This window comes from Enterobacter cloacae complex sp. ECL411 (assembly GCF_021869665.1).
Lineage (GTDB): Bacteria > Pseudomonadota > Gammaproteobacteria > Enterobacterales > Enterobacteriaceae > Enterobacter > Enterobacter intestinihominis.
In genome coordinates, this window is sequence record NZ_CP091486.1 from 1,329,730 (window position 1) to 1,350,015 (window position 20,286).

A 20,286-nucleotide genomic window follows, 5' to 3' on the forward strand; every position below is an offset into this window, starting at 1 on the left:
TGAAAGGACAATAACATGCCAGAAGGTCCGGAGATCCGCCGCGCGGCGGATAGCCTGGAGGCGGCGATAAAGGGCAAAACTCTGACACACGTCTGGTTTGCCTTTCCTCAACTCAAACCGTTTGAAACAGAGCTGGTGGGACAGACGGTGACCCACATTGAAACGCGCGGCAAAGCGTTGCTCACCCACTTTTCCCATAACCTGACGTTATATAGCCACAATCAGCTTTACGGCGTCTGGCGGGTGGTAAAGGCGGACGAGCAGCCGCAAACGACCCGCGTGCTGCGAGTGCGGCTACAAACGGCGGATAAGGCGATCCTGCTCTACAGCGCTTCTGATATCGAAATGTTAACGCCGGAGCAGTTGCTCACGCACCCGTTCTTACAGCGGGTTGGGCCGGACGTGCTGGATATGCGCCTGACGGCAAGCGATGTGAAAGCCCGGCTGTTATCGCCCACATTCCGCAACCGGCAGTTTTCCGGGCTGTTGCTCGATCAGGCATTTCTGGCGGGGCTGGGAAACTACCTGCGGGTGGAGATCCTCTGGGAAGTCGGGCTGGCGCCGCAGCACAAAGCGTCGCAGCTAAGCGATGAACAGCTGGAGGCGCTGTCCCACGCGTTGCTGGACATTCCCCGGCTGTCGTACAACACGCGCGGCGTGGTGGATGAGAACAAGCATCACGGGGCGCTGTTTCGCTTCAAGGTGTTTCATCGGGCGGGTAAAAAGTGCGAGCGGTGCGGCGGGGTGATTGAGAAGGCGACGATCTCTTCCAGGCCGTTTTACTGGTGTCCTGGGTGCCAGATGTAAAAAAGCCGGGTGGCGGCTACGCCTTACCCGGCCTACATCTCGCACTTGTAGGCCCGGCAAGCGAAGCGCCGCCGGGCGTGTTTTTTAGCGCTTAATATCAGACTTAAAGTCACGCTGCTCGTAGCCGGTATACAGCTGACGAGGACGGGCGATTTTCATGCCTTCGCTGTGCATTTCGTTCCAGTGCGCAATCCAGCCTACGGTACGCGCCATGGCGAAGATCACGGTGAACATGGAAGACGGAATGCCCATCGCTTTCAGGATGATACCGGAGTAGAAATCGACGTTCGGGTAGAGTTTCTTCTCGATGAAGTACGGATCGTTCAGCGCAATGTGTTCCAGCTCCATCGCCACTTCCAGCAGATCATCTTTGGTGCCCAGCTCTTTCAGCACTTCGTGGCAGGTCTCACGCATAACGGTCGCGCGAGGGTCGTAGTTTTTGTAAACACGGTGACCGAAGCCCATCAGACGGAAGGAGTCATTCTTGTCTTTCGCGCGGCGCACGAACTCAGGAATGTGCTCAACGGAGCTGATCTCTTCCAGCATCTTCAGTGCTGCTTCGTTCGCGCCGCCGTGCGCCGGTCCCCACAGGGAGGCGATACCCGCAGCGATACAGGCGAACGGGTTCGCGCCGGAAGAGCCCGCGGTACGGACGGTAGAGGTCGAGGCGTTCTGTTCGTGGTCAGCGTGCAGGATCAGAATACGGTCCATCGCGCGTTCCAGCACCGGGTTCACTTCATACTCTTCACACGGCGTAGAGAACATCATGCGCAGGAAGTTACCTGCGTAGGAGAGGTCGTTGCGTGGATACACAAACGGCTGACCGATAGAGTATTTGTAACACATCGCCGCCATAGTAGGCATTTTGGACAGCAGACGGAACGCCGCGATATCACGGTGACGTGGGTTATTCACGTCCAGAGAATCGTGGTAGAACGCCGCCAGCGCACCGGTAATACCGCACATGACCGCCATCGGATGAGAGTCACGACGGAACGCATGGAACAGACGGGTAATCTGCTCATGGATCATGGTGTGACGGGTCACGGTGGTTTTAAATTCATCGTACTGGGCCTGCGTCGGTTTTTCGCCGTTCAGCAGGATGTAGCACACTTCCAGATAGTTGGATTCGGTGGCTAACTGATCGATGGGGAAGCCGCGATGGAGCAGGATACCTTCGTCACCGTCAATGTAGGTGATTTTGGATTCGCAAGATGCGGTGGAGGTGAATCCAGGGTCAAAGGTGAATACCCCTTTGGAACCCAGCGTACGGATATCAATAACATCCTGACCGAGCGTGCCTTTTAGCACATCCAGTTCAATAGCATCATCACCATTTAGGGTGAGTTTTGCCTTTGTATCAGCCATTTACGGTCTCCTTAGCGCCTTATGCTTAAGACTGCGCTTTACCGGATTTGCTTTCAGCTGTTAATCATCGTTACCAGATTGTTATTTGGCTTACCGCTCAGCTCACGAGGAGAAACCAGGGTACAGAGCTATGGCGCCTTGCAGGTAAACGAATGAAATATCAGTGAAACAACAGCAAATCAGCGTTTTTGCAGTCCGAATTATTCAAACCTGTATATCACTAATAACTGTCCTGATAACTTCGGTCAATACCATCACACTGTTACATAACTATTTGTCAGGTGAAAGAGAGACCTCATAACTTTTGCGCATTATATGCCTTTTCTGATGACGTTTGTAACAATATTGTTTAACATTTGTCAAATCAGATGATTAAAAATTAAAAAGATGTTGTTATCGTGACCCCGATCACTGTTCCAGAGAAAACCCAACAAACTGTATGTAGGTTAATTGTAATGATTTTGTGAACGGCCTATACTGCCGCCAGGTCTCCGGAACACCCTGCAATCCCGAGCCACCCAGCGTTGTAACGTGTCGTTTTAGCATTTGGAAGCAATGTTTTGCATGACGCGCAGTTATAGAAAAGGAACGCTGTCTGACCCGCATCGCAGTCCGGAGGAAGGAAACAATAAGAACAGCATGTGGGCGTTATTCATGATAAGAAATGTGAAAAAACAAAGACCTGTCAATCTGGATCTCAAAACGATCCGATTCCCTGTAACAGCAATAGCGTCCATTCTGCACCGTGTTTCTGGTGTGATTACGTTTGTGGCGGTTGGTATCTTGCTGTGGTTACTGGGAACCAGCCTCTCATCTCCTGAAGGATTCCTCCAGGCCTCAGCCATCATGAACAGCTTCTTCGTGAAATTTATCATGTGGGGCATTCTGACCGCGCTGGCCTATCACGTGGTTGGCGGCGTTCGCCATATGCTGATGGACTTTGGCTACCTGGAAGAGACGTTCGAGGCCGGTAAACGTACCGCTAACATTTCATTTGTGATCACTGTCGTGCTTTCACTTCTCGCAGGAGTTCTCGTATGGTAAGCAACGCCTCCGCATTAGGACGCAACGGCGTACATGACTTCATCCTGGTCCGCGCTACCGCCATCGTCCTCACGCTCTACATCATCTATATGATCGGTTTCTTCGCCACTAGCGGCACACTGACGTGGGAAATCTGGAGTGGTTTCTTCGGATCGGCCTTCACCAAAGTGTTCACCCTGCTGGCCCTGTTCTCCATCCTTATTCATGCCTGGATTGGCATGTGGCAGGTGTTGACCGATTACGTTAAACCGCTGGCGATTCGCCTTCCGCTGCAACTGATTATTGTTGTTGCTCTGCTGGTTTACGTCAATTATGGATTTGTTGTGGTGTGGGGTGTGTAATGAAACTGCCAGTCAGAGAATTTGATGCTGTTGTGATTGGTGCGGGTGGCGCAGGTATGCGCGCCGCACTGCAAATTTCCCAGAGCGGCCAGACCTGTGCGCTGCTCTCTAAAGTATTCCCGACCCGTTCCCACACTGTGTCTGCGCAGGGCGGTATCACCGTTGCGCTGGGTAATTCCCATGAAGATAACTGGGAATGGCACATGTACGATACGGTAAAAGGTTCCGATTACATCGGTGACCAGGATGCCATCGAATATATGTGTAAAACTGGCCCGGAAGCGATTCTGGAGCTGGACCACATGGGTCTGCCGTTCTCCCGTCTGGAAAATGGCACCATCTATCAGCGTCCGTTTGGCGGCCAGTCGAAAAACTTCGGCGGCGAGCAGGCGGCACGTACCGCAGCGGCGGCTGACCGTACCGGCCACGCGCTGCTGCACACGCTCTATCAGCAGAACCTAAAAAACCACACCACCATCTTCTCCGAGTGGTATGCGCTGGATCTGGTGAAAAACGCCGATGGCGCGGTGGTGGGTTGTACCGCACTGTGCATTGAAACCGGTGAAGTGGTCTATTTCAAAGCGCGCGCAACCGTGCTGGCCACCGGCGGCGCAGGCCGTATCTATCAGTCCACTACCAACGCCCACATCAACACCGGTGACGGCGTTGGGATGGCTATCCGCGCTGGCGTGCCGGTGCAGGACATGGAGATGTGGCAGTTCCACCCAACCGGTATCGCCGGTGCGGGCGTGCTGGTGACAGAAGGCTGCCGTGGTGAAGGTGGCTATCTGCTGAACAAACATGGCGAGCGCTTTATGGAGCGTTATGCCCCGAATGCGAAAGACCTGGCGGGCCGTGACGTGGTGGCGCGTTCCATCATGATCGAAATCCGTGAAGGCCGCGGCTGCGACGGCCCTTGGGGCCCGCACGCGAAGCTGAAACTCGACCATCTGGGTAAAGAAGTGCTGGAATCCCGTCTGCCGGGCATTCTGGAACTGTCCCGCACCTTCGCCCACGTCGACCCGGTGAAAGAGCCGATTCCGGTTATCCCAACCTGTCACTACATGATGGGCGGTATTCCGACCAAAGTGACCGGTCAGGCGCTGACCGTGAACGAGCAGGGCGAAGACGTGGTCATCCCTGGTCTGTTCGCGGTAGGCGAAATTGCCTGCGTATCCGTGCACGGCGCAAACCGTCTGGGCGGCAACTCCCTGCTGGACCTGGTGGTATTTGGCCGTGCGGTGGGGCTGCATCTCCAGGAATCTATTGCCGAGCAGGGCGCGTTGCGTGATGCGACCGACGACGAAATTGATGCCTCTCTTGAGCGCCTCAACCGCTGGAACGGCAACCGTAACGGCGAAGATCCGGTGGAAATCCGTAAAGCGCTGCAAGAGTGTATGCAGCACAACTTCTCGGTATTCCGTGAAGGTGACGCGATGGCCAAAGGGCTGGAGCAACTGAAAGCGATCCGCGAGCGTCTGAAGAATGCCCGTCTGGACGATACCTCGAGCGAGTTCAACACCCAGCGCGTTGAGTGCCTGGAGCTGGATAACCTGATGGAAACCGCGTTCGCGACCGCGATGTCGGCAAACTTCCGTACCGAAAGCCGTGGCGCCCATAGCCGCTTCGATTTCCCGGATCGTGATGACGAAAACTGGCTGTGCCATTCCCTGTATCTGCCAGAGTCGGAAACCATGACGCGTCGTAGCGTTAACATGGAACCGAAACTGCGTCCGGCGTTCCCGCCGAAGATTCGTACTTACTAATGCGGAGACAGGATAATGAAACTCGAATTCTCAGTTTATCGTTATAACCCGGATGTAGACGATGCTCCGCGTATGCAGGATTACACCCTCGAAGCGGAAGAAGGTCGTGACATGATGCTGCTGGATGCTTTAATCCAGCTGAAAGAAAAAGATCCTACGCTGTCGTTCCGCCGCTCCTGCCGTGAAGGGGTATGTGGCTCTGACGGTGTAAACATGAACGGCAAAAACGGTCTGGCCTGTATCACGCCAATTTCAGCGCTACAGCGTGCAGGCCAGAAAATTGTCATCCGTCCTCTGCCTGGCCTGCCGGTCGTGCGTGATTTGGTGGTGGACATGGGGCAATTCTATGCACAATATGAGAAGATTAAGCCTTACTTATTGAATAATGGGCAAAATCCACCCGCTCGCGAGCACTTACAGTCGCCTGAGCAGCGTGAAAAACTCGATGGGTTGTACGAGTGTATTCTCTGTGCATGCTGTTCAACGTCATGCCCGTCATTCTGGTGGAACCCGGATAAATTTATCGGCCCTGCGGGTCTGCTGGCTGCCTATCGCTTCCTGATCGACAGCCGCGATACCGAAACCGAGAATCGTCTGGAAGGGTTAAGTGACGCTTTCAGCGTATTCCGCTGCCATAGCATCATGAACTGCGTCAGTGTGTGTCCTAAGGGGCTGAACCCGACGCGCGCCATCGGCCATATTAAGTCGATGTTGTTGCAGCGCAGTGCGTAAGTAACAACGCCGGATGGCGCTGCGCTTATCCGGCCTACGTAACAGTAGGCCCGGTAAGCGTAGCGCCACCGGGCAAATTGCAGAAACCTTTAAAAACTGCCCTGAAGTTTAGACAGTTTCTAAAGGTTCCTTCGCGGGCCAAATGAAAAGAGCTCGCAGGTGAACCCCGGCACGTACACGTGGTGTGCGTGGTAGTTTCTACGGCGAAAGTAAGCATAAAAATGCTTAAGGGATCACGATGCAGAACGGCGCAATGAAAGCCTGGCTGGACTCTTCTTACCTCTCTGGTTCAAACCAGAGCTGGATAGAACAGCTCTATGAAGACTTCTTAACCGATCCTGACTCAGTGGACGCAAACTGGCGTTCCATGTTCCAGCAGTTGCCTGGTACAGGGGTCAAACCGGATCAATTCCATTCAAAAACACGTGATTATTTCCGTCGTCTGGCGAAGGATGCCTCACGTTACTCTTCTGCGATTTCCGACCCTGACACCAATGCGAAGCAGGTAAAAGTCCTGCAGCTTATCAACGCTTATCGCTTCCGTGGTCACCAGCATGCGAATCTCGATCCGCTGGGACTGTGGCAGCAGGAACGTGTAGCGGATCTCGATCCGGCTTATCACGATCTGACCGAGGCCGATTTCCAGGAAAGCTTTAACGTAGGTTCCTTTGCCATCGGCAAAGACACGATGAAGCTGGGCGATCTGATTGATGCGCTCAAGCAAACCTACTGCGGCTCCATCGGCGCGGAATATATGCACATTACCTCCACCGAAGAGAAACGCTGGATCCAGCAGCGTATCGAATCCGTGGCGGGTCACGCGAATTTCTCAGCAGACGAGAAAAAACGTTTCCTGAGCGAACTGACGGCAGCGGAAGGCCTTGAGCGCTATCTGGGCGCGAAATTCCCGGGCGCAAAACGCTTCTCACTGGAGGGCGGCGATGCGTTAGTCCCGATGCTGAAAGAGCTGATTCGTCATGCCGGTAAGAGCGGCACGCGCGAAGTGGTGCTGGGCATGGCGCACCGTGGCCGTCTGAACGTGCTGGTTAACGTGCTGGGTAAAAAACCGCAGGATCTGTTCGACGAATTTGCGGGTAAACATAAAGAGCACCTCGGCACCGGTGACGTGAAGTACCACATGGGCTTCTCGTCGGATATCGAAACCGAGGGCGGTCAGGTTCACCTGGCGCTGGCGTTTAACCCGTCGCACCTGGAAATCGTCAGCCCGGTGGTTATCGGTTCCGTGCGTGCGCGTCTGGATCGTCTGGACGAGCCGAGCAGCAATAAAGTGCTGCCAATCACCATTCACGGTGATGCGGCAGTCACAGGGCAGGGCGTGGTTCAGGAAACCCTGAACATGTCGAAAGCGCGTGGTTATGAAGTGGGCGGTACCGTTCGCATCGTAATCAACAACCAGGTGGGCTTCACCACCTCTAACCCGCTGGATGCGCGTTCTACCCCGTACTGCACCGACATCGGTAAAATGGTTCAGGCGCCAATCTTCCACGTAAACGCGGATGACCCGGAAGCCGTTGCTTTCGTTACCCGTCTGGCGCTGGACTTCCGTAACACCTTTAAGCGCGACGTGTTCATTGACCTCTTCTGCTACCGCCGTCACGGCCACAACGAAGCGGATGAGCCAAGTGCAACCCAGCCGCTGATGTACCAGAAAATCAAAAAACACCCGACGCCGCGTAAAATCTATGCTGACAAGCTGGAAAGCGAAAAAGTGGCGACGCTGGAAGATGCGACCGAAATGGTCAATCTTTATCGCGACGCGCTGGACGCGGGTGAATGCGTGGTCAAAGAGCTGCGCCCAATGAACATGCACTCCTTTACCTGGTCGCCGTACCTCAACCACGAGTGGGACGAGAGCTACCCGAACAAGGTTGAGATGAAGCGTTTGCAGGAGCTGGCTAAACGCATCAGCACCGTGCCGGAAGCGATCGAGATGCAATCCCGCGTAGCCAAGATCTATGGCGACCGCCAGGCCATGGCGGCGGGTGAGAAGCTGTTCGACTGGGGCGGCGCGGAAACGCTGGCCTATGCGACGCTGGTTGACGAAGGTATTCCGGTTCGTCTGTCCGGTGAAGATGCGGGTCGTGGCACCTTCTTCCACCGTCATGCGGTTGTACACAACCAGTCTAACGGTTCAACCTATACTCCGCTTCAGCACGTGCATAACGGTCAGGGCCAGTTCAAGGTCTGGGACTCCGTGCTGTCAGAAGAAGCGGTTCTGGCCTTCGAATACGGCTACGCCACCGCAGAACCCCGCACCCTGACTATCTGGGAAGCGCAGTTCGGTGACTTCGCCAACGGTGCGCAGGTCGTCATCGACCAGTTCATCTCCTCCGGTGAGCAGAAGTGGGGCCGTATGTGTGGTCTGGTGATGTTGCTGCCGCACGGCTATGAAGGACAAGGGCCGGAGCACTCCTCCGCGCGTCTGGAGCGTTATCTGCAACTCTGCGCCGAGCAGAACATGCAGGTCTGCGTGCCGTCCACCCCGGCTCAGGTGTACCACATGTTGCGTCGTCAGGCGCTGCGCGGTATGCGCCGTCCGCTGGTGGTCATGTCGCCAAAATCCCTGCTGCGTCATCCGCTGGCGGTTTCGAGCCTGGATGAACTGGCTAATGGCACCTTCCTGCCAGCCATCGGTGAAATTGACGAGCTGGATCCGCAGGCCGTTAAGCGTGTCGTAATGTGTTCTGGTAAGGTTTATTACGACCTGCTGGAACAGCGCCGTAAGAACGATCAGAAAGATGTCGCCATCGTGCGTATCGAGCAGCTTTATCCGTTCCCGCATCAGGCGATGCAGGAAGTACTGAAACAGTACGCTCACGTTCATGATTTTGTCTGGTGCCAGGAAGAGCCGCTCAACCAGGGCGCATGGTATTGCAGCCAGCATCATTTCCGTGAAGTGATTCCATTTGGGTCTGCCCTGCGTTATGCAGGTCGCCCGGCCTCCGCCTCTCCGGCGGTAGGGTATATGTCCGTTCACCAGAAGCAGCAACAAGATCTGGTCAATGACGCGCTGAACGTCGATTAATTAAAGGATACATAATGAGTAGCGTAGATATTCTTGTTCCCGACCTGCCTGAGTCCGTAGCAGATGCAACCGTCGCCACCTGGCACAAAAAACCAGGCGACGCGGTAACCCGTGACGAAGTGCTGGTAGAAATCGAAACTGACAAAGTGGTACTGGAAGTACCGGCTTCAGCGGATGGCATTCTGGATGCAGTCCTGGAAGACGAAGGTACGACCGTGACTTCTCGCCAGATCCTGGGTCGCCTGCGTGAAGGCAACAGCGCGGGCAAAGAGTCCAGCGCGAAATCTGAAGAGAAAGCGTCTACCCCAGCCCAGCGCCAGCAGGCGTCTCTGGAAGAGCAAACCAATGACGCGCTCAGCCCGGCGATCCGTCGCCTGCTGGCTGAGCACAGCCTCGATCCGGCAGCCATCAAAGGTACCGGCGTGGGTGGCCGTCTGACTCGCGAAGATATCGACAAGCATCTGGCAAAAGCGCCTTCAGAGGCGAAAGCGGAAGCGAAAGCCCCTGCGGCAGCACCAGCGGCACAGCCAGCTCTGGGCGCACGTAGCGAAAAACGCGTGCCGATGACCCGCCTGCGCAAGCGCGTGGCCGAGCGTCTGCTGGAAGCGAAAAACTCCACCGCGATGCTGACCACCTTCAACGAAGTCAACATGAAGCCAATCATGGACCTGCGCAAGCAGTACGGTGACGCGTTTGAAAAACGTCACGGTATCCGTCTGGGCTTCATGTCCTTCTACGTGAAAGCGGTAGTTGAAGCGCTGAAACGCTACCCGGAAGTGAACGCGTCTATCGATGGCGATGACGTGGTTTACCACAACTACTTCGACGTCAGCATGGCGGTTTCTACCCCACGCGGCCTGGTCACCCCGGTTCTGCGTGATGTGGACACCCTGGGTATGGCTGACATTGAGAAGAAAATCAAAGAGCTGGCCGTGAAAGGCCGCGACGGCAAGCTGACCGTTGAAGACCTGACTGGCGGTAACTTCACCATTACCAACGGTGGCGTGTTCGGCTCGCTGATGTCTACCCCGATCATCAACCCGCCGCAGAGCGCGATCCTGGGTATGCACGCCATTAAAGATCGTCCAATGGCGGTAGACGGTAAAGTTGAGATCCTGCCGATGATGTACCTGGCGCTCTCATACGATCACCGCCTGATCGACGGCCGCGAGTCCGTAGGCTTCCTGGTTGCCATTAAAGAGCTGCTGGAAGATCCAACGCGTCTGCTGCTGGACGTTTAGTAACTATTTAGCATCACCTGCCCTGTAGGCCGGATAAGCGTAGCGCCGGTCTACAGGTTTGAAGATAACGATTACCCTGAAGGATGGATAGAACACATGAACTTACATGAATATCAGGCCAAACAGCTGTTTGCCAGGTCAGGCTTACCGGCTCCGGTGGGTTATGCCTGTACTACCCCGCGTGAAGCAGAAGAAGCCGCATCTAAAATCGGTTCCGGCCCGTGGGTAGTTAAATGTCAGGTTCACGCTGGTGGCCGTGGTAAAGCGGGCGGTGTGAAGGTTGTTAAGAGCAAAGAAGAGATCCGTGCGTTTGCTGAACATTGGCTCGGCAAGCGTCTGGTAACCTACCAGACAGATGCGAATGGCCAGCCGGTCAACCAGATCCTGGTTGAAGCGGCAACCGACATCGCGAAAGAATTGTACCTCGGCGCAGTCGTAGACCGTAGCTCCCGTCGCGTGGTGTTCATGGCATCTACCGAAGGCGGTGTGGAAATCGAAAAAGTGGCGGAAGAGACCCCGCACCTGATCCACAAAGTGGCAATCGATCCGCTGGCGGGCCCAATGCCTTACCAGGGACGTGAGCTGGCGTTCAAACTGGGTCTGGAAGGCAAGCTGGTTCAGCAGTTCACCAAGATCTTCATGGGGCTGGCGACCATCTTCCTGGAGCGCGATCTGGCGCTGATCGAGATCAACCCGCTGGTGATCACCACCCAGGGCGACCTGATCTGCCTCGACGGCAAGCTGGGCGCTGACGGCAACGCGCTGTTCCGCCAGGCGGATCTGCGCGAAATGCGCGACCAGTCTCAGGAAGATCCGCGTGAAGCGCAGGCTGCCCAGTGGGAGCTGAACTACGTGGCGCTGGATGGCAACATCGGCTGCATGGTTAACGGTGCGGGCCTGGCAATGGGCACCATGGACATCGTTAAGCTGCACGGCGGTGAGCCAGCGAACTTCCTCGACGTGGGCGGTGGCGCAACCAAAGAGCGCGTAACCGAAGCGTTCAAAATCATTCTCTCTGACAGCAACGTAAAAGCGGTTCTGGTGAACATCTTCGGCGGTATCGTACGTTGCGACCTGATCGCCGACGGTATCATCGGCGCGGTAGGAGAAGTGGGCGTTAACGTTCCGGTTGTTGTACGTCTGGAAGGGAATAACGCTGAACTCGGCGCGAAAAAACTGGCTGACAGCGGCCTGAATATTATTGCAGCGAAAAGTCTGACGGATGCAGCTCAGCAGGTTGTTGCCGCAGTGGAGGGGAAATAATGTCCGTTTTAATTAATAAAGATACCAAGGTTATCTGCCAGGGCTTCACCGGTAGCCAGGGGACTTTCCACTCCGAACAGGCGATTGCCTACGGTACGCAGATGGTTGGCGGCGTAACGCCAGGTAAAGGCGGCACCACGCACCTGGGCCTGCCGGTGTTCAACACCGTGCGTGAAGCAGTAGAAGCGACGGGCGCAACCGCGACCGTGATCTACGTTCCAGCGCCGTTCTGTAAAGACTCTATTCTGGAAGCGATCGACGCAGGCATTAAGCTGATCATCACCATCACCGAAGGCATCCCGACGCTGGATATGCTGACCGTGAAGGTGAAGCTGGACGAAGCAGGCGTGCGCATGATCGGCCCGAACTGCCCAGGCGTTATCACCCCGGGCGAATGCAAAATCGGCATCATGCCGGGCCACATTCACAAACCGGGCAAAGTGGGCATCGTGTCCCGTTCCGGTACCCTGACCTATGAAGCAGTTAAGCAGACCACCGATTACGGCTTCGGCCAGTCCACCTGCGTGGGCATCGGCGGTGACCCGATCCCAGGCTCTAACTTCATCGACATCCTGAAGCTGTTCCAGGAAGATCCACAGACCGAAGCGATCGTGATGATCGGTGAGATCGGTGGTAGCGCGGAAGAAGAAGCGGCTGCTTACATCAAAGATCATGTGACCAAGCCGGTGGTGGGTTACATCGCGGGTGTGACCGCGCCAAAAGGCAAACGTATGGGTCACGCGGGCGCGATTATCGCTGGTGGTAAAGGTACGGCTGATGAGAAATTCGCAGCACTGGAAGCCGCAGGCGTGAAAACCGTTCGCAGCCTGGCGGATATCGGTGAAGCACTGAAATCCATCATTAAGTAAGTCCTCTCTGCTCCCCGAATGGGGCGCGTTGAAGTATAAAAAAATGTCCGTTTCGACATGGTTGGCCGCTGTAAAGCGGCCTTTTTTTATTGCCTGCGTTTAGCCACCAGAGTGAATTTATAGTCGTCGGTGTTAAACACGTTGCGACTGTATTCAAATACCCGGCCGTCTTTCAGGAAGCCGCGGGAAACTTTTTCAAGAATTGGTTTTGCCGGATCGAGCGCCAGGGCGGCAATCGCCTCGTCCGATGGCATGACTGGCACCAGCTCCTGCTCGCTGCGATCGATAACCAGCTTTTTGACCTGCTCAATGTAATGGTATTTCGACTGTTCCATTACCTCCCAGGTGAGGTCGGGGAACATCGCCAGCGGCATCCATGTCTCTTCCAGATTCACCGGCTTTTCCCTGATGAAGCGTACGCGCTTGACGTGCCAGACCTTATCATCCGGATTGAGCGCCAGTTTTGCCGCGAGCCGCTCATCGGCTTTCACCACTTCGAAGACGCTGACGTCGCTGTGCGTATCAACGTTGCGATCCGCCAGTTTTTCGTAAAAGCCGGTAAGCTGATAAATATCGTAATTCACCCGCTCCTCTTTTACATACGAGCCGCTGCCCTGAATGCTTTCGATGATCTGCTCGTCGGCGAGCAGCTTCAAAGCCTGCCGCACGGTGACACGGCTAACGTTAAATGCCTCCTGAAGGCTGGATTCCGTCGGCAGCGCGTCTCCGGGTTTTAATTCCCCGGCGTTAATCTTCTCGCGGAACGCATCGGCGATCTGCCGGTACATCGGTTTATTGCCCATTGTGTTACGCCTTTTTAATACCTTTTTAGGGGAATTATGCCTTCAGTGACTGATTTGTAAATAATACAAATTAAATACAAATATCGTTGTTAGTGAAAATGATCACATAAATGTATTATCCAGTCTGCCATAATCCTCCCCAGACAATAACTTTGGATAGGTGAGGATCTTATGAACCTGACGACTCTGACCGACCCCCGTGCTGTCTGCGTGCAGGCGCAGTTTACCAGCCGTGATGAGGCAATCCGTCAGCTTGCGACGCGGCTGGTAGCGTTGGGCAAAATAGCCGACGCCGATACGTTTCTGGCAGAGGTTTTCCATCGCGAATCGCTTGGCCCGACGGCGCTGGGCGAGGGGCTGGCCGTACCCCATGGTAAATCAGCGGCAGTAAAGGAAGCGGCTTTTGCCGTGGCAACACTGCGCGAGCCGCTGGTCTGGGAAGGCGTGGACGGACCGGAGGAGGTCGAGCTGATTTTTTTGCTCGCCATTCCTCCCGCACAAGCGGGATCAACGCATATTCAGGTGCTGACGGAACTGACGTCCCGCCTGGCGGATGACGATCTCAGGGCGCACGTGATGACGGCGACCAGCGCGGAAGAGGTGCTTGCTGCGCTGGAAACGACGCCTGACGCGCAAGAAACCGCCGTCGCAGAGAATGCCCCGACGATCGTCTGCGTTACCGCCTGTCCGGCCGGGATCGCCCATACCTACATGGCAGCGGAATATCTCGAAAAAGCGGGACGTAAGCTCGGCGTCAATGTAGTGGTCGAAAAGCAGGGGGCAAACGGTATTGAGGGGCGCATCACGGCGCAGCATTTGCAGGAGGCAAAAGCGTGTATCTTCGCGGCGGAAGTGGCGATCAAAGAGCGTGAGCGTTTTCAGGGGATCCCCGCCATTTCCGTGCCCGTCGCGGAACCCTTGCGCCATGCGGAAGCGCTCATTGAGCGTGCGCTGGCGCTACAGCCTGTATCCGATGCGCGTCCTGCGCATGTCGACTCGGACGCGAAAAAGTCCGTTAAAACCGAACTCAAGCAAGCGCTGCTCAGCGGTATCTCCTTTGCGGTGCCGCTGATTGTCGCTGGCGGCACGGTGCTGGCCGTGTCGGTACTGCTGGCGCAAATCCTGGGCTTGCAGCACCTGTTCGATCAGGAAAACTCGTGGCTGTGGATGTACCGCAAACTGGGCGGTGGGATGCTCGGCATTCTGATGGTCCCTGTTCTGGCGGCCTATACCGCTTACTCGCTGGCGGATAAACCTGCGCTTACGCCGGGCTTTGCGGCGGGCCTTGCCGCCAATATGATCGGCTCCGGCTTTCTGGGGGCCATCGTCGGCGGGCTGATTGCGGGCTACCTGATGCGCTGGGTGAAAAACCACATCCGGCTGAGTAGCCGCTACAACGGCTTTCTGACCTTTTATCTCTATCCGGTGATTGGCGTACTGGGCGCAGGCAGCCTGATGCTGTTTGTGATCGGCGAACCGGTGGCCTGGATCAATAACGCCCTGACCGCCTGGCTTAATGGTCTCTCCGGTGCGAACGCGCTGCTGCTGGGGGCGATCCTGGGCTTTATGTGCTCGTTCGATCTGGGCGGTCCGGTCAACAAAGCCTCTTACGCGTTCTGTCTGGGCGCGATGGCCAACGGCGTATACGGGCCTTATGCGATCTTCGCCTCCGTCAAAATGGTTTCGGCCTTTACCGTGACGGCATCAACGATGCTGGCTCCGAATCTGTTTAAACAGTTCGAAATTGAGACCGGAAAATCCACCTGGCTGCTGGGGCTGGCGGGCATCACCGAAGGGGCAATTCCGATGGCTATCGAGGATCCGTTGCGAGTCATCGGCTCATTTGTTCTGGGGTCAATGGCGACCGGAGCGATTGTCGGAGCGATGGGTATTGGGCTCTCCACCCCGGGCGCGGGCATTTTCTCTCTCTTCTTACTGCATGATGCCGGGCTGGGCGGCGTGATAGCCGCTGCCGGGTGGTTTGGCGCCGCGCTGGTGGGCGCCGCAATCTCTACGCTCATTTTACTGCTCTGGCGACGCCAGGCCGTGAAGAGCGGTACCTACGTGACTGAAGACATACCATCCTAAACACGCACTGACAGGAAACGAAGATGAAAGCTGTATCTCGCGTTCATATCACGCCACATATGCACTGGGACCGGGAGTGGTACTTCACCACCGAAGCGTCACGTATTCTTCTGGTCAATAATATGGAAGAGATCCTCACCCGTCTTGAGCAGGACGCAGAGTATAAATACTACGTTCTCGACGGCCAGACGGCGGTGCTGGAAGATTATTTTGCCGTGAAACCGGAAAACAGGCCACGCGTGAAGGCGCTGGTGGCGGCCGGGAAGCTGATTATCGGGCCGTGGTATACCCAGACGGACACCACCCTTGTCTCCGGCGAGTCGATTGTGCGCAATCTGATGTACGGCATGCGCGACTGTCTGGCCTTTGGCGAGCCGATGAAAATTGGCTATCTGCCGGACTCCTTCGGCATGTCTTCCCAGTTGCCACACATTTACAACGGTTTTGGCATCACGCGCACCATGTTCTGGCGCGGCTGTTCCGAGCGGCACGGTACCGATAAAACCGAATTTCTCTGGCAAAGCCAGGACGGCAGCGAAGTGACGGCACAGGTACTGCCGCTGGGCTACGCGATTGGTAAGTACTTACCGGAGGATGAAGCCGGACTGCGCAAACGGCTCGACAACTACTTCGAGGTGCTCGAAAAAGCCTCCGTGACGAAAGAAATTTTGCTGCCTAACGGCCATGATCAGATGCCGCTCCAGCAGAACATATTTGCGGTGATGGATAAGCTGCGCAAAATCTACCCGCAGCGTCAGTTTGTGATGAGCCGCTTCGAGGAGGTGTTTGACCATATCGATGCGCACCGCGATGAACTGGCGACGCTGAAAGGGGAATTTATTGACGGTAAATATATGCGGGTGCACCGGACGATCGGCTCCACGCGGATGGACATCAAAATCGCCCACGCCCGGATAGAGAATAAAATCGTCAACGTCCTCGAGCCGTTGGCTACGCTTGCCTGGACGCTGGGCTTTGACTATCACCACGGCTTGCTGGAAAAAATGTGGAAAGAGATCCTCAAGAATCACGCCCACGACAGTATCGGCTGCTGCTGCAGCGATAAAGTGCATCGCGAGGTGATGTCGCGCTTTGAGCTGGCGGAAGACATGGCCGATAACCTGACGTGCTTCTATATGCGCAAGATTGTCGACAACATGCCGCAGAGCGAGGAAGACAAACTGGTGATGTTTAACCTCACGCCCTGGCCGCGTGAGGAGGTGATCAACACCACGATACGTCTGCGCGCCAGCCAGTTCCGCCTGTTGGACGAAAAGGGAAATGAAATCCCTTATTATCTCCGCAGCGCGCGTGAGATAGACCCCGGGCTGATTGACCGGCAGATAGTGCATTACGGCAACTACGATCCCTTCATGGAGTTTGACATCCAGCTCAACCAGATCCTGCCATCTATGGGTTACCGCACGCTCTATATCGAGCCGCACGTGGCCGGCAAACTGCAGACGCCAGATAAATCGCCGGAGGCGTTACTGGAAAATGCTTTCTGGGAAGTAACGTTAAACGAGGACGGTACTTTGCGTCTGCTCGATAAAGCGTCCGGGCTTATCTATGACCGCGCGCTGGAAATTGAAGAGAGCTCGGATGATGGCGATGAGTACGACTACTCGCCTTCACGGGAAGAGTGGAGACTCTCTTCCGCGCAGGGCGAACATGAGGTTGAGGTGATCCACGAGGCCTGGCAGAGCAGGGCGGTGATCCGCCATCGAATGGCGGTGCCAGCGGATCTCGCTGAACGTTCTGCGCGTCAGCAGACGGGAACGCTTGAGGCAGAACTCACGGTCACGCTCAGCCATAACAGCCGACGTATCGACGTCAAGGCACGTCTCGGAAATCACGCGGATGACCACCGTGTGCGGGTGCTGATCCCGACACCATTCACCACAGAGACGGTCTTAGCCGATACCCAGTTTGGTTCGCTGACGCGCCCTGTACAGGATGAAGCGATGGCAGACTGGCAGGAGGAGGGATGGAAGGAAGCGCCGCTGCCGGTGTGGAATCTGCTCAACTACGCGGTGCTCCAGGAACGGCGTAACGGGATGGCGCTATTTACCGAAGGGTTGCGCGAATTTGAAGTAACAGGTGAGCGTCAAAACACGTTTGCCCTGACGTTGCTTCGCGGCGTCGGGTTGCTTGGGAAGGAAGACTTACTTCTGCGCCCTGGCAGACCGTCCGGGATCAAAATGCCGGTGCCTGATTCGCAGATGCGGGGTCAGTTAACCTGTCGCTTTAGCCTGTTCAGTTTTAATGGTACGCCCGTCAGTGCTGGCGTTGCGCAGCAGGCGAAGTCGTGGTTAACGCCAGTGCACTGTTATAACAAAATTCCGTGGGATGCGATGAAGCTTAACCGTGCCTCTTTCACCACACCCTGTAGCTATAGCCTGCTAACGCTGGCGCCTAACGGATGTGTACTCAGTGCGCTGAAAAAAGCGGAGGATCGTGACGAGATGATTCTTCGTCTGTACAACCCTTCGGAGACCCGCTCCTGTGACGTGGCTTTGTCTGTGAACCGTGAGGTCCAGGCCTGTTGCGAAACGGACATGAATGAGGTGTGCAAAGCGCAAGGGGAGGAGGGCTCAGCCATTACGGGGCCTTTCCGGCCAGGCCAGTCACGCACCTTCAGCATAAAAATTGAAAGGTAATCTCAAGAACAATATCAAGGCCGCATCCCCTGCGGCCTTTATTTCATCAAATAGTCACTAAAGGGTGTTAATTTTAAGATTAGCGAAGGTGAATGAAATGTAATCTTTTAGGCGGGTAGTAAAACGAAAGAAAAATACTGTGAAGCGGATAACATTATATGTTTCTCTCCCTGCAAAAAGGTCTTTTTTCACACGCGTTAATAAAAATCACAACTGTTTATATTATCTTCTGGCTTTTATAACCATTAATGCCTTTAAATATACATGTTATTAACAAGGTTTTTACTATCCATGTCACAAAGAAACATCATTAACAGTACCGGCTGTTTTTGATTTAAATCAATGTTTAATCCTTGGAAAAAGGCTCCAAAAGGCGTTAAATTGTTCCCGATCAAAATGGCCGAAAAGTGGTAATTTTGCTATAAATTGATCGCCGTCGAAAAACGTAAATCTGTTCGAATAAAAACCTGTTTATTGTAAGGGTTTTGCAGCGTATTATATTTACGGGATCAATTTGGTTTTTTCTTAACGTATTTGTAACCTTTCATCATTGCTTTTTCCTCCTGTAGAGAATAAGCAACGAAGAAGGGAAGCAGATAACTTTGTATTGGGGCATGCGTGTGGATCCTTATCTAACGGGGTTCACTCTCGGAGTCTTCATGCGATGAGCAAGGAGTCATAATGTTAGACGTAGTCGAACTGTCGCGCTTACAGTTTGCCTTGACCGCGATGTACCACTTCCTTTTTGTGCCGCTGACGCTCGGTATGGCGTTCCTGCTGGCCATCATGGAAACGGTTTACGTCCTCTCCGGCAAACAGATTTATAAAGATATGACCAAGTTCTGGGGCAAGTTGTTTGGTATCAACTTTGCGCTGGGCGTGGCAACCGGTCTGACCATGGAGTTCCAGTTCGGGACAAACTGGTCTTACTATTCCCACTATGTAGGGGATATTTTCGGTGCGCCGCTGGCCATTGAAGGTCTGATGGCCTTCTTCCTCGAATCCACCTTTGTAGGTCTGTTCTTCTTCGGTTGGGACCGTCTGGGTAAAGTCCAGCATATGGCGGTAACCTGGCTGGTGGCATTAGGCTCCAACTTGTCCGCACTGTGGATCCTGGTGGCGAACGGCTGGATGCAAAACCCAATCGCATCTGATTTCAACTTCGAAACCATGCGTATGGAGATGGTCAGCTTCGCTGAGCTAGTCCTGAACCCGGTTGCCCAGGTTAAATTCGTGCACACCGTGGCGTCTGGCTATGTGTGCGGCGCGATGTTCGTGCTGGGCATCAGCTCCTACTATATGCTGCGCGGCCGTGACTTCGCGTTCGCCAAGCGTTCTTTCGCTATCGCAGCAAGCTTCGGTATGGCCGCGATTCTGTCCGTTATTGTTCTGGGTGATGAATCCGGTTACGAAATGGGTGACGTGCAGAAAACCAAACTCGCCGCAATTGAAGCTGAATGGGAAACCCAGCCGGCACCGGCAGCGTTTACCCTGTTCGGCGTGCCTGACCAGGACGCGCAGGAAAACCGCTTCGCCATTCAAATTCCTTACGCTCTGGGTATTATCGCCACGCGCTCCGTCGACAAACAGGTGACTGGCCTGAAAGATCTGATGGTGCAGCATGAAGAGCGTATCCGTAACGGGATGAAAGCCTACTCGCTGCTGGAACAGCTGCGCGCCGGCTCTACCGACCAGGCCGTTCGCGATCAATTTAACGACGTGAAGAAAGACCTCGGTTACGGTCTGCTGCTGAAACGCTATACCCCGAACGTCTCCGACGCGACGGAAGCGCAGATTCAGATGGCAACCAAAGACTCTATTCCACGCGTTGCGCCGCTGTACTTCGCGTTCCGCATCATGGTGGGTTGCGGCATTATCATGCTGCTGATCATCGCGGCCTCGTTCTGGTCAGTCATTCGTAACCGTATCGGTGAGAAAAAATGGCTGCTGCGCACCGCGCTGTACGGTATCCCACTGCCATGGATTGCTATCGAGTCCGGCTGGTTTGTTGCGGAATATGGCCGTCAGCCATGGGCGATCGGTGAGGTGCTGCCAACAGCGGTAGCGAACTCCTCCCTGACCGCAGGCGACCTGATCTTCTCCATGCTGCTGATTTGCGGTCTGTACACCCTGTTCCTGGTGGCTGAACTGTTCCTGATGTTCAAGTTCGCGCGCCTTGGCCCAAGCAGCCTGAAAACCGGTCGCTACCACTACGAGCAGTCTGTTACGACTACTCAGCCGGCACGCTAAGACAGGAG

The 20,286-nt window shown here is 55.0% G+C and carries 14 protein-coding genes; 12 read left to right on the top strand and 2 right to left on the bottom strand.

Annotated features, from left to right (window positions below; translation table 11 throughout):
• The first annotated feature begins 15 nt into the window (after positions 1-15).
• A complete protein-coding gene (gene nei / locus L3069_RS06310) occupies positions 16-807 on the top strand; it encodes an endonuclease VIII (RefSeq protein ID WP_023299610.1) in 792 nt (263 codons plus the stop codon).
• A gap of 84 nt (positions 808-891) precedes the next feature.
• Here the strand turns inward: nei and L3069_RS06315 are convergent, their stop codons facing one another.
• A complete protein-coding gene (locus L3069_RS06315) occupies positions 892-2,175 on the bottom strand; it encodes a citrate synthase (protein WP_006809584.1) in 1,284 nt (427 codons plus the stop codon).
• Between the two features lie 639 nt (positions 2,176-2,814).
• On the opposite strand from L3069_RS06315, the gene sdhC reads away from it, so the two are divergent.
• The 8 genes from sdhC to sucD all read left to right on the top strand — a co-directional run bounded on the left by sdhC (position 2,815) and on the right by sucD (position 12,477).
• Positions 2,815-3,219, top strand: a complete 405-nt coding sequence (gene sdhC / locus L3069_RS06320) for a succinate dehydrogenase cytochrome b556 subunit (protein ID WP_026080740.1) — start codon at positions 2,815-2,817, stop codon at positions 3,217-3,219.
• Positions 3,213-3,560 (top strand): succinate dehydrogenase membrane anchor subunit, encoded by a 348-nt coding sequence (gene sdhD, locus L3069_RS06325; protein WP_100167671.1) that lies wholly within the window; start codon positions 3,213-3,215, stop codon positions 3,558-3,560. Before sdhC ends, sdhD begins: the two co-directional genes overlap by 7 nt.
• Positions 3,560-5,326: a succinate dehydrogenase flavoprotein subunit gene (sdhA, locus tag L3069_RS06330; protein WP_003858619.1), complete on the top strand. Its 1,767-nt coding sequence runs from the start codon at positions 3,560-3,562 to the stop codon at positions 5,324-5,326. Before sdhD ends, sdhA begins: the two co-directional genes overlap by 1 nt.
• 15 nt (positions 5,327-5,341) lie before the next feature.
• Complete coding sequence (locus tag L3069_RS06335; RefSeq protein WP_022647461.1) at positions 5,342-6,058, top strand: succinate dehydrogenase iron-sulfur subunit; 717 nt, start codon at positions 5,342-5,344, stop codon at positions 6,056-6,058.
• A gap of 238 nt (positions 6,059-6,296) precedes the next feature.
• Positions 6,297-9,104: a 2-oxoglutarate dehydrogenase E1 component gene (sucA, locus tag L3069_RS06340; protein WP_022647462.1), complete on the top strand. Its 2,808-nt coding sequence runs from the start codon at positions 6,297-6,299 to the stop codon at positions 9,102-9,104.
• Between the two features lie 14 nt (positions 9,105-9,118).
• Positions 9,119-10,345 carry a 2-oxoglutarate dehydrogenase complex dihydrolipoyllysine-residue succinyltransferase gene (gene odhB / locus L3069_RS06345; protein ID WP_023299612.1) on the top strand — a complete coding sequence of 409 codons (1,227 nt, stop codon included), beginning with the start codon at positions 9,119-9,121 and terminating at the stop codon, positions 10,343-10,345.
• 96 nt (positions 10,346-10,441) lie between these two features.
• Entirely contained in the window at positions 10,442-11,608 is a 1,167-nt protein-coding gene (sucC, locus tag L3069_RS06350) for an ADP-forming succinate--CoA ligase subunit beta (RefSeq protein WP_022647464.1), read from the top strand.
• Positions 11,608-12,477, top strand: a complete 870-nt coding sequence (gene sucD, locus L3069_RS06355) for a succinate--CoA ligase subunit alpha (RefSeq protein ID WP_006809578.1) — start codon at positions 11,608-11,610, stop codon at positions 12,475-12,477. The genes sucC and sucD overlap by 1 nt, the downstream gene beginning before the upstream one ends.
• 86 nt (positions 12,478-12,563) lie before the next feature.
• Here the strand turns inward: sucD and L3069_RS06360 are convergent, their stop codons facing one another.
• On the bottom strand, positions 12,564-13,280 hold the full coding sequence (locus L3069_RS06360) for a GntR family transcriptional regulator (protein WP_022647465.1): 717 nt from the start codon (positions 13,278-13,280) through the stop codon (positions 12,564-12,566).
• A gap of 171 nt (positions 13,281-13,451) precedes the next feature.
• Between L3069_RS06360 and mngA the strand changes: the two genes are divergently transcribed.
• From mngA to cydA, 3 genes are all read left to right on the top strand, one after another.
• Positions 13,452-15,368: a PTS 2-O-a-mannosyl-D-glycerate transporter subunit IIABC gene (gene mngA / locus L3069_RS06365; protein ID WP_038415696.1), complete on the top strand. Its 1,917-nt coding sequence runs from the start codon at positions 13,452-13,454 to the stop codon at positions 15,366-15,368.
• A gap of 23 nt (positions 15,369-15,391) precedes the next feature.
• On the top strand, positions 15,392-18,028 hold the full coding sequence (gene mngB / locus L3069_RS06370; protein WP_038415697.1) for a mannosylglycerate hydrolase: 2,637 nt from the start codon (positions 15,392-15,394) through the stop codon (positions 18,026-18,028).
• A gap of 681 nt (positions 18,029-18,709) precedes the next feature.
• Positions 18,710-20,278: a cytochrome ubiquinol oxidase subunit I gene (gene cydA / locus L3069_RS06375; RefSeq protein ID WP_023299615.1), complete on the top strand. Its 1,569-nt coding sequence runs from the start codon at positions 18,710-18,712 to the stop codon at positions 20,276-20,278.
• Positions 20,279-20,286: the final 8 nt, after the last annotated feature.

Coding starts and splice junctions, on each gene's coding strand:
- L3069_RS06315 (WP_006809584.1), bottom strand. CDS start 2,175: ATGGCTGATACAAAGGCAAAACTCACCCTAAATGGTGATGATGCTATT.
- mngB (WP_038415697.1), top strand. CDS start 15,392: ATGAAAGCTGTATCTCGCGTTCATATCACGCCACATATGCACTGGGAC.
- odhB (WP_023299612.1), top strand. CDS start 9,119: ATGAGTAGCGTAGATATTCTTGTTCCCGACCTGCCTGAGTCCGTAGCA.
- nei (WP_023299610.1), top strand. CDS start 16: ATGCCAGAAGGTCCGGAGATCCGCCGCGCGGCGGATAGCCTGGAGGCG.
- mngA (WP_038415696.1), top strand. CDS start 13,452: ATGAACCTGACGACTCTGACCGACCCCCGTGCTGTCTGCGTGCAGGCG.
- cydA (WP_023299615.1), top strand. CDS start 18,710: ATGTTAGACGTAGTCGAACTGTCGCGCTTACAGTTTGCCTTGACCGCG.
- sucC (WP_022647464.1), top strand. CDS start 10,442: ATGAACTTACATGAATATCAGGCCAAACAGCTGTTTGCCAGGTCAGGC.
- sucD (WP_006809578.1), top strand. CDS start 11,608: ATGTCCGTTTTAATTAATAAAGATACCAAGGTTATCTGCCAGGGCTTC.
- sdhD (WP_100167671.1), top strand. CDS start 3,213: ATGGTAAGCAACGCCTCCGCATTAGGACGCAACGGCGTACATGACTTC.
- L3069_RS06335 (WP_022647461.1), top strand. CDS start 5,342: ATGAAACTCGAATTCTCAGTTTATCGTTATAACCCGGATGTAGACGAT.
- L3069_RS06360 (WP_022647465.1), bottom strand. CDS start 13,280: ATGGGCAATAAACCGATGTACCGGCAGATCGCCGATGCGTTCCGCGAG.
- sdhC (WP_026080740.1), top strand. CDS start 2,815: ATGTGGGCGTTATTCATGATAAGAAATGTGAAAAAACAAAGACCTGTC.
- sucA (WP_022647462.1), top strand. CDS start 6,297: ATGCAGAACGGCGCAATGAAAGCCTGGCTGGACTCTTCTTACCTCTCT.
- sdhA (WP_003858619.1), top strand. CDS start 3,560: ATGAAACTGCCAGTCAGAGAATTTGATGCTGTTGTGATTGGTGCGGGT.